8 protein-coding genes are annotated in these 8,381 nt (G+C 69.8%); all 8 read left to right on the forward strand.

Features of this window, described 5'->3' with window-relative positions; translation table 11 throughout:
* The first annotated feature begins 10 nt into the window (after nucleotides 1-10).
* Nucleotides 11-520, forward strand: coding sequence for a TRAP transporter small permease (locus NRP21_RS25465; protein ID WP_257719050.1), 510 nt, complete (start codon nucleotides 11-13; stop codon nucleotides 518-520).
* Nucleotides 517-1,824: a TRAP transporter large permease gene (locus tag NRP21_RS25470; protein WP_257719051.1), complete on the forward strand. Its 1,308-nt coding sequence runs from the start codon at nucleotides 517-519 to the stop codon at nucleotides 1,822-1,824. Before NRP21_RS25465 ends, NRP21_RS25470 begins: the two co-directional genes overlap by 4 nt.
* Before the next feature lie 190 nt (nucleotides 1,825-2,014).
* A complete protein-coding gene (gene urtA / locus NRP21_RS25475; protein ID WP_408639663.1) occupies nucleotides 2,015-3,250 on the forward strand; it encodes an urea ABC transporter substrate-binding protein in 1,236 nt (411 codons plus the stop codon).
* Between the two features lie 42 nt (nucleotides 3,251-3,292).
* Complete coding sequence (urtB, locus tag NRP21_RS25480) at nucleotides 3,293-4,846, forward strand: urea ABC transporter permease subunit UrtB (protein WP_257719053.1); 1,554 nt, start codon at nucleotides 3,293-3,295, stop codon at nucleotides 4,844-4,846.
* Nucleotides 4,843-5,943, forward strand: a complete 1,101-nt coding sequence (urtC, locus tag NRP21_RS25485) for an urea ABC transporter permease subunit UrtC (RefSeq protein WP_257719054.1) — start codon at nucleotides 4,843-4,845, stop codon at nucleotides 5,941-5,943. Before urtB ends, urtC begins: the two co-directional genes overlap by 4 nt.
* A 17-nt stretch (nucleotides 5,944-5,960) precedes the next feature.
* Nucleotides 5,961-6,677, forward strand: coding sequence for an urea ABC transporter ATP-binding protein UrtD (gene urtD / locus NRP21_RS25490; RefSeq protein ID WP_257719059.1), 717 nt, complete (start codon nucleotides 5,961-5,963; stop codon nucleotides 6,675-6,677).
* A gap of 7 nt (nucleotides 6,678-6,684) precedes the next feature.
* Nucleotides 6,685-7,380, forward strand: coding sequence for an urea ABC transporter ATP-binding subunit UrtE (gene urtE / locus NRP21_RS25495; RefSeq protein WP_257719055.1), 696 nt, complete (start codon nucleotides 6,685-6,687; stop codon nucleotides 7,378-7,380).
* Between the two features lie 88 nt (nucleotides 7,381-7,468).
* Nucleotides 7,469-8,381: MCP four helix bundle domain-containing protein (locus NRP21_RS25500; protein WP_257719056.1), on the forward strand; the 913-nt coding region annotated here is incomplete at its 3' end.

Below are 8,381 nucleotides of genomic sequence, written 5' to 3' on the forward strand. Positions count from 1 at the left end.
ACCGCACCGCATGACCGAGCACGCCGATATCCAGGCCCCGGGCCTCCAGCTCGGGGAGGCCCCGCCGCGCGTTCCCATCACCCTAGAGGGCGCGCTGGCCGCCGCCGCCATGGCGGTGCTGGCCGTCATCACCATGGCCAACGTCGCCATGCGCTACCTGACGGACGTCTCCATCGCCTTCACCGAGGAGTACTCGGTGGCGATCATGGTGGTGATGACCTTCCTCGGCAGCGCCGCCGCCTTCGGGGCGGACCGCCACATCCGCGTCACCTACTTCACCGAGAAGCTGCCGATCCGCACCGCCCGCATGGTGGAGATCCTCGTCCTCCTCTGCGGCCTCTTCGTCTTCGGGTCGCTCGCCTGGTTCGGCGCCTTCTACACCTGGGACGAGTACCGCTTCGAGGTCCTCTCCCCCGGCCTCGGCGTGCCGCAATGGCTCTACACGGGCTGGATGCCGCTCATGTCCCTCGTCATCTGCGCGCGCCTGATCGGCCGCATGATCCGGGTGGCCCGCGCGTGACGCTCGCCATCCTCCTCCTCGTCGGCCTCTTCATCCTGCTCATGCTTGTCGGCGTGCCGATCGGCGTCGCCATGGGCCTCACCGGTTTCCTGGTCATCGCGATGGAGGGCATGGGCGCCATGGCCCTGCCCACCAACATCTGGACGGGCATCGCCAAATACCCCCTCCTCGCCCTGCCCATGTTCGTCCTCGCCGGGATGGTATTCGAGCGGGCGGGCGTCGCCGCGCGCATGGTCGGCTTCGCCCAGCTCCTCGTGGGCAACCGCACGGGCGCGCTGGCCATCGTCGCCGTGCTCCTCTGCATGATCCTCGGCGGCGTCAGCGGCTCCGGCGCGGCGGATGCGGCGGCGGTGGCCGCCGTGATGGTCCCGCCCATGCTGCGCCAGGGCTACCCGCCCTCCTACGTCGCCTCCCTCACAGCGGCGGGCGGATCGACGGACGTGCTGATCCCGCCCTCCATCCCCTTCATCGTCTATGCCGTGCTGGTGCCGGGCGTCTCCGTCCCCGCGCTCTTCCTAGCTGGCGTGGTGCCCGGCATCCTCTCCGGCCTCGCCCTTATCATCCCCGCCGTCTGGCTCGCCCGCCGCGGCGGCTTCGGCCTGCCGGAGCCCCGCTCCGCCCGCCCGCCCCTCACCGCCGCCCGCCTCTGGCGCTCCTTCCTCGATGCCCTTTGGGGCCTTGCCGCGCCGGTGGTGATCCTCGGCGGCCTGCGCTCCGGCGCCTTCACGCCCACGGAGGCCGCGGTGGTCGCCGTCTTCTACGGACTCTTCGTCGGCGTGGTGGTCTATCGCAGCCTCTCCTGGCGCGACATCTACGAGGTGCTGCGCGACAGCGCGGAGATCTCCGCCGTCGTCCTCCTCATCATCGCCCTCGCCGCCATCTACGCCCATGCCGGCAGTGCCGCCGGCATCTTCGACGCGCTGGCAACCCTGCTGATCGGCCTGACCACGAACGAGACGGTCATGCTGCTCGCCATCACCGTGCTACTGATGATTGCCGGCACGGCGCTGGACGCCATCTCCACCTACCTCATCTTCCTCCCCATCCTCCTGCCCATCGCCGCCCTGTTCCACTGGGACCTGACCTGGTTCGGCGTGATCATCACCATGAACGTCGCCATCGGCGCCTTCACCCCGCCCACCGCCGTGAACCTCATGGTCACCTGCCGCATCGCCGGCTGCACCATGGAGAGCACCATGGTCTGGGTCTGGTGGTTCCTGCTGGCGATGACGGCCGTGCTGCTCGCCGTCACCTTCGTGCCGGAGATCGCGCTGGCCCTGCCGCGCTGGATGGGGGACCTGTAACAGGTTACGGCCCGTCCATTCCGCCATGCCAAGGAATGGCGCAGGGATGGGCCGGACTGCCCAAACAGGCGCCAGCAGGCCCGACTAGGCAGGCCCCACCGCCCTGGCACGCTTCTCGCAACCCTTGCTTGCAGACCGGCCCGCCGCGGAAGCCCCGCGGGCGCACCGGCCCTTGTGGGACGCGAGAAGAATGAACGTGAATATCACCCGCCGCGCCGCCCTGGCCGGCCTGGGCGGCGCCCTGGCCCTGCCCGCCATCCGCCCCGCCTTCGCCCAGGGAGCCCCGATCAAGGTCGGCGTCCTCCACTCCCTCTCCGGCACCATGGCGATCAGCGAGACGGCGCTGCGCGACACCGTGCTGATGATGGTGGAGGACCAAAACAAGAAGGGCGGCGTGATGGGCCGCCGTCTGGAGGCCGTGGTGGTGGACCCCGCCTCCAACTGGCCCCTCTTCGCCGAGAAGGCGCGGGAGCTGCTGGCCGTCTCCAAGTGCGACGTGGTCTTCGGCTGCTGGACCTCGGTCTCCCGCAAGTCCGTCCTGCCGGTCTTCGAGGAGCTGAACGGCCTTCTCTTCTACCCCGTGCAGTACGAGGGCGAGGAGCAGTCCAAGAACGTCTTCTACACCGGCGCCGCCCCGAACCAGCAGGCGATCCCGGCCGTGGAATACCTGATGGGCAAGGATGGCGGCGAGGCCAAGCGCATCGCGCTGCTGGGCACGGACTACGTCTATCCCCGCACCACCAACCGCATCCTGCGCGCCTACCTGAACAGCAAGGGCGTCGCGGATGCCGACATCATGGAGGAGTACACGCCCTTCGGTCACTCCGACTGGCAGGGCATCGTCTCCCGCGTGAAGCGCTTCGCGGGCGAGGGCAAGAAGACCGCCATCGTCTCCACCATCAACGGCGACGCCAACGTTCCCTTCTACCGCGAGCTGGGCAACCAGGGCATCAAGGCCGAGGACATCCCCTGCGTCGCCTTCTCCGTCGGTGAGGAGGAGCTGGCCGGCATCGACACCAAGCCGCTGGTCGGCCACCTGGCCGCCTGGAACTACTTCATGTCAGTGGAAGGCGCGCCGAACACCGCCTTCAAGAAGATGTGGTCCGACTACATCAAGTCCGACAAGCGCGTGACCAACGACCCGATGGAAGCCACCTACACCGGCTTCCGCATGTGGGTGCAGGCCGTGGAGAAGGCCAAGTCCACGGGCGTGGATGCGGTGCGCGAGGCGATGTACGGCCAGAAGGTGATGGCGCCCTGTGGCTACGAGGAGGTGATGGGCACCAACCACCACCTCTCCAAGCCCGTGATGATCGGCGAGGTGATGGAGAACGGCCAGTTCAACATCGTCTACAAGACGCCGAACGCCATCCCCGCCGAGAACTGGTCCCCCTTCATCCCCGAGAACAAGAACCGTCGGGGCTGACAAGGAAGGAGGGCGGCGGGGCAACCCGCCGCCCGCACGATCATGACGCGCATCCTTCCCCTTCTCCTGGTCCTGCTGTTCGCACTTCCCGCCGCCGCGCAGGACGCCTTCCTCGACGCGCTCCCCGGCCTCGCCGGCGGCTTCGGGACCCAGGCGGAGGCGGTGGAGCGCCTGGGCGCCGGGGGCGACCCGCGTGCCCTGCCCGTGCTGCGCGCCCTCTCGGAGAGCACCCTCCGCAAGAATGGCAGCACGATCATCCTGCCGGACGGCAAGGACGCCGCCACGGGCCAGCCCACCGACACGGCCGCCGCCGAGACGATCCGCATCAACAACCGCGTCCGCTCCGCCCTGCGCGGCGCCTTGGGCCGGCTGCAACTCGTCTCTGCCAGCGCGGATGAGCGCCTCGCCGCCGCCGATTCCGTCTTCCGCAGCCGCAGCGCCGACAACATCGCGCCGCTTGAGGCCGCGATCGCCCGGGAAGCCGTGCCGCTCGTGAAGGAGCGGCAGCAACTGGCCCTCGCCGCCTCCCGCCTCGTCGCAGCCGATGCCGCGGTGAAGCGCCAGGGCATCGCCACCCTGGGCGAAGCCTCTTCCGAGGACGCCCGCGCCCTCCTGCTCGAAGCCCGCGCCGCCAACCCCGACCTGACCGCCGATATCGACAAGGCCGTCGCTGCCATCGACAGCCGCCTGGCCTTCAAGCGCGCCGCCGAGACCCTGTTCCAGGGCCTCTCCCTCGGCTCCGTCCTGCTGCTGGCCGCGCTGGGCCTCGCCATCACCTTCGGCGTCATGGGCGTGATCAACATGGCCCATGGCGAGTTCGTCATGCTCGGCGCCTACACCACCTTCGTGGTGCAGGAGGCCTGCCGCGGCATCCCCTGGCTGCTGCCCTGGTCCCTTCCCCTCTCCGTCCCCGCCGCCTTCCTCGTGGCGGGCCTCGCGGGCGCGGCGCTGGAGCGCGGGCTGATCCGCCATCTCTACGGCCGCCCGCTGGAAACCCTGCTGATGACCTTCGGCGTCGGCATGATCCTGCAGCAGGCCGTGCGCCTGGCCTTCGGCGCCCAGAACCGGGAAGTCCTCTCCCCCGCCTGGATGCAGGGCATCCTCTCCCTGCCCGGCGGCATCAACATCACGCAGAACCGCCTCTGGGTGATCGTCTTCTCCCTCCTCGTCCTCGGCCTGACGCTTGCTGCGATCCGCCTCACCCGCTTCGGGCTGGAGATGCGCGCGGTGGTGCAGAACCGCCGCACCGCCGCCACCATGGGCATCCGCACGGGCCGGGTGGACGCCCTCACCTTCGCCTTCGGCTCCGGCCTCGCCGGCATGGCGGGCGTCGCGCTCTCCCAGATCGACAACGTCTCCCCCAACCTCGGCACAGGCTACATCATCGACAGCTTCATGGTCGTGGTCTTCGGCGGCGTCGGCAGCCTCATCGGCACCCTCGTCGGCGCCATGGGGCTGGGCGTGCTGAACAAGGTCATCGAGCCCTGGGCCGGCGCCGTGCTCGCCAAGGTGGCCGTCCTGGTGATCATCATGCTCTTCATCCAGCGCCGCCCGCGCGGCCTCTTCGCCCTCAAGGGCCGGGCGGCCGAGGCATGAGCGCCACCACCGCCCCCACCGGGACCACCCGCGGCATCCCCGCCCGGCAGCTCCTGCGCGGCGCGATCCTGATCGCGATCCTGCTTCTCGCCCTGCTGCCCCTGCTGAACCACCTGCCCGCCGACAGCGCCTTCCGCGTCTCGGACTTCACCGTGGCCGTCACGGGCAAGTGGATCTGCTACGCCGTGCTGGCGCTGGCGATCGACCTGGCCTGGGGCTACGCCGGCATCCTCTCCCTCGGCCACGGCGCCTTCTTCGCCCTCGGCGGCTACGCCATGGGCATGCACCTGATGCGCCTGATCGGCCCGCGCGGCGTCTACGGCCATCCCGTGCTGCCGGACTTCATGGTCTTCCTCGGCTACCGGGAACTGCCCTGGTACTGGCTGGGCTTCGACCACTTCCCCTATGCCATCCTCATGGCGATGCTGGTGCCGGGGCTGCTGGCCTTCGTTGTCGGCTACCTCTCCTTCCGCAGCCGCATCACCGGCGTCTACTTCTCCATCATCACCCAGGCGATGACCTATGCCCTAATGCTCGCCTTCTTCCGCAACGACATGGGCTTCGGCGGCAACAACGGCTTCACCGACTTCAAGGAGTTGCTGGGCGTGCCGCTGAACACCCAGGCCGCGCGCGCCGGCCTCTTCTACGCCGCCCTCGCGCTGCTGGCCGGATCGCTGGTGCTCTGCCGCCACCTCGTCGGGACGAAGCTCGGCCGCGTCCTCGTCGCGGTGCGCGATGCGGAGAGCCGGGTGCGCTTCCTCGGCTACTCCGTCACCGCCTTCAAGCTCACGGTCTTCGTCCTCTCCGCCGTGCTGGCGGGGTTGGCGGGCGCCCTCTATGTCCCGCTCGTCGGCATCATCAACCCCGGAGAGTTCGCCCCGGGCAACTCGATCGAGGCCGTGATCTGGGTTGCCGTCGGGGGCCGCGGCACCCTCATCGGGGCGCTGCTGGGTGCCTTCTCCGTCAATGCGCTGAAGACCTGGCTCACCTCCGTCGCGCCGGACCTCTGGCTCTTTGTCCTCGGCGGCCTCTTCGTCGCTGTCACGGTCTTCCTCCCCCGCGGCCTCATCGGCCTCTTCCGGAGGGCCACGAAGTGAGCAAGCCCGGCCTCTACATGGACGGCGTCTCCGTCGTCTTCGACGGCTTCCGTGCCCTCAATAACCTCTCCCTCATCGTCGATCCCGGGGAGCTGCGCGCCATCATCGGCCCCAACGGCGCGGGCAAGACGACGATGATGGACGTGATCACCGGCAAGACCCGCCCCACGGCCGGCACGGTCAGGTTCGGGGATGCCGACCTGACGCGGATGGACGAGGCCCGCATCGCCAATCTCGGCATCGGCCGCAAGTTCCAGAAGCCCACCGTCTTCGACGCGCTGACGGTGTTCGAGAACCTGGAGCTCGCCCTCAAGGCCCCGCGTGATCCCTGGTCCTGCCTGCGCTGGGCCCTGGGCGGCGAGTCCCGCAAGCGGATCGAGACCGTCATGGAGGAGATCGGCCTCTCCGCCCGCGCGGGGGACCCCGCCGCCATCCTCTCCCACGGCCAGCGCCAATGGCTGGAGATCGGCATGCTCCTGATGCAGGACCCCGACCTGCTGCTGGTGGACGAGCCCGTGGCGGGCATGACCGACCAGGAGACAGAGCACACCGCCGCCCTGCTCCGCCGCATTGCAGGCCAACGCAGCGTGGTGGTGGTGGAGCACGACCTGGAATTCGTCCGCGCGCTGAACAGCAAGGTGACGGTGCTGCACGAGGGCACGATGCTCTCGGAAGGCAGCATTGACACCGTGCAGAACGACCCGCGCGTGATTGAGGTGTATCTGGGACGATGACCCAACCATGACTCTTCGGGCCACCGACATCCGCCTCTCCTACGGCGCCAGCCTCTGCCTGCGCGGCGTGAACCTCTCGGCCGATCCCGGGAAGATCACCTGCGTCCTCGGCCGCAACGGCGTCGGCAAGTCCTCCCTCATGCGCTCCGTCATGGGGGTGGAGCGCATCAGCGGCGGCCGGATCGAGTGGGAGGGCCGCGACATCGCCGGCATGGCCCCCGCCGACCGCGCCCGCGCCGGCATCGGCTACGTCCCCCAGGGGCGGGAGATCTTCCCCTTCCTCACCGTGCAGGAGAACCTGGAGACGGCGCTGGCCGCCGCCCCGCGCGGCAGCAAGGTGTCGCAGGAGATCTTCGACCTCTTCCCCATCCTCCGCCAGTTCCTCCGCCGCCGCGGCGGCGACCTCTCCGGCGGCCAGCAGCAGCAGCTCGCCATCGCCCGCGCCCTGACGGCCCGCCCGCGCCTGCTGATCCTCGACGAGCCGACGGAGGGCATCCAGCCCAGCGTCATCAAGGATATCGCCCGCGTCATCCGCCATCTGGCGAAGGACCGCGGCATGGCCGTGGTGCTGGTGGAGCAGTATTTCGAGTTCGCCCGCGACCTCGCCGACCGCATCACCGTGATGGTCCGCGGCGAGGTGGCGCTGGAGGGCGAGGCCCAAGCGCTGGAGGAGGACGCCGTCCGCCGCCTGCTGACGGTGTGACCCCCGTTCAGAAAAGCTTGATGGGTGGCGCGTAAGGTGGCGTGACGCTGCCGGCACCGGGCCGGCCGCTCCCCTTTCCGGAGCCATCATGTCAGCCGCCCTCAACTCGCTGCGGATCCGCGGCAGGATTCTCCTCGCGCTCGGCCTGCTCCTCACGGCCCTGACGGGCCTCGGTGGCTTCGCCTATCTCCGCATGGACGGGATGAACGCCGTCATCGCGGACCTCTCGGACAACTGGCTGCCCAGCGCCCAGGTCCTGGGCGACGTGACCAACGAGTTCGAGAAGCTGCGCGCGCGAGAGACGCAGATGATCCTGCGCAGCGATGACCGCCGCGCCCATTCCATCGGCCTCGCGGTGGAGAGCCATAAGCTGTTCGAGGACGCCCTGTCCCGCTACCGCCCCCTGGTCACCGCGGGCGATGAGCGGGGGATCCTGCAGCGGATCGAGGCCGCCTGGGCCACCTACCGCCCGCTGAGCGAGGCCATGGTCACCGCCGCCCGTGCCGGCGACAACGCCCGCGCCTCCGAGATCCTGTTCCGGGGCACCACGGAGCCGCTGGCCGGGCTTCGCCAATCCATCGCCGAGGCGCGCAGCTTCCAGATGTCCCACGGCCTAGCCGCGGCCGAGGCCGGAAAGGCGCTGGGCCGTTCCGCCCATGCCTGGATCGGCGCCGTCCTGGCCGGCGCGGTCCTCCTCAGCCTCATGGTCGGCACCGCCCTGGTCCGCGGCATCTCCGGCCCGATCACGGGCATGACCGCCGCGATGCGCCGCCTGGCGGACCGCGATCTGGGCGCGGACATCCCCGGCACCGGCCGCCGGGACGAGATCGGGGAGATGGCTTCCGCCGTCGCGGTCTTCCGCGACAGCATGAAGGAGGCTGATCGCCTCTCCGCTGAGGCGGAGGCGTCCCGCGCGCATCGCGAGGCGCGCGCGGCGGGGCTGGAGACGCTGGTGCGCGGGTTTGAGGGGCGAGCGGGGGAGATGGTGCGCACCCTCTCGG

This window comes from Roseomonas populi (assembly GCF_024594815.1).
In the GTDB taxonomy this organism is placed as follows: domain Bacteria; phylum Pseudomonadota; class Alphaproteobacteria; order Acetobacterales; family Acetobacteraceae; genus Roseomonas; species Roseomonas populi.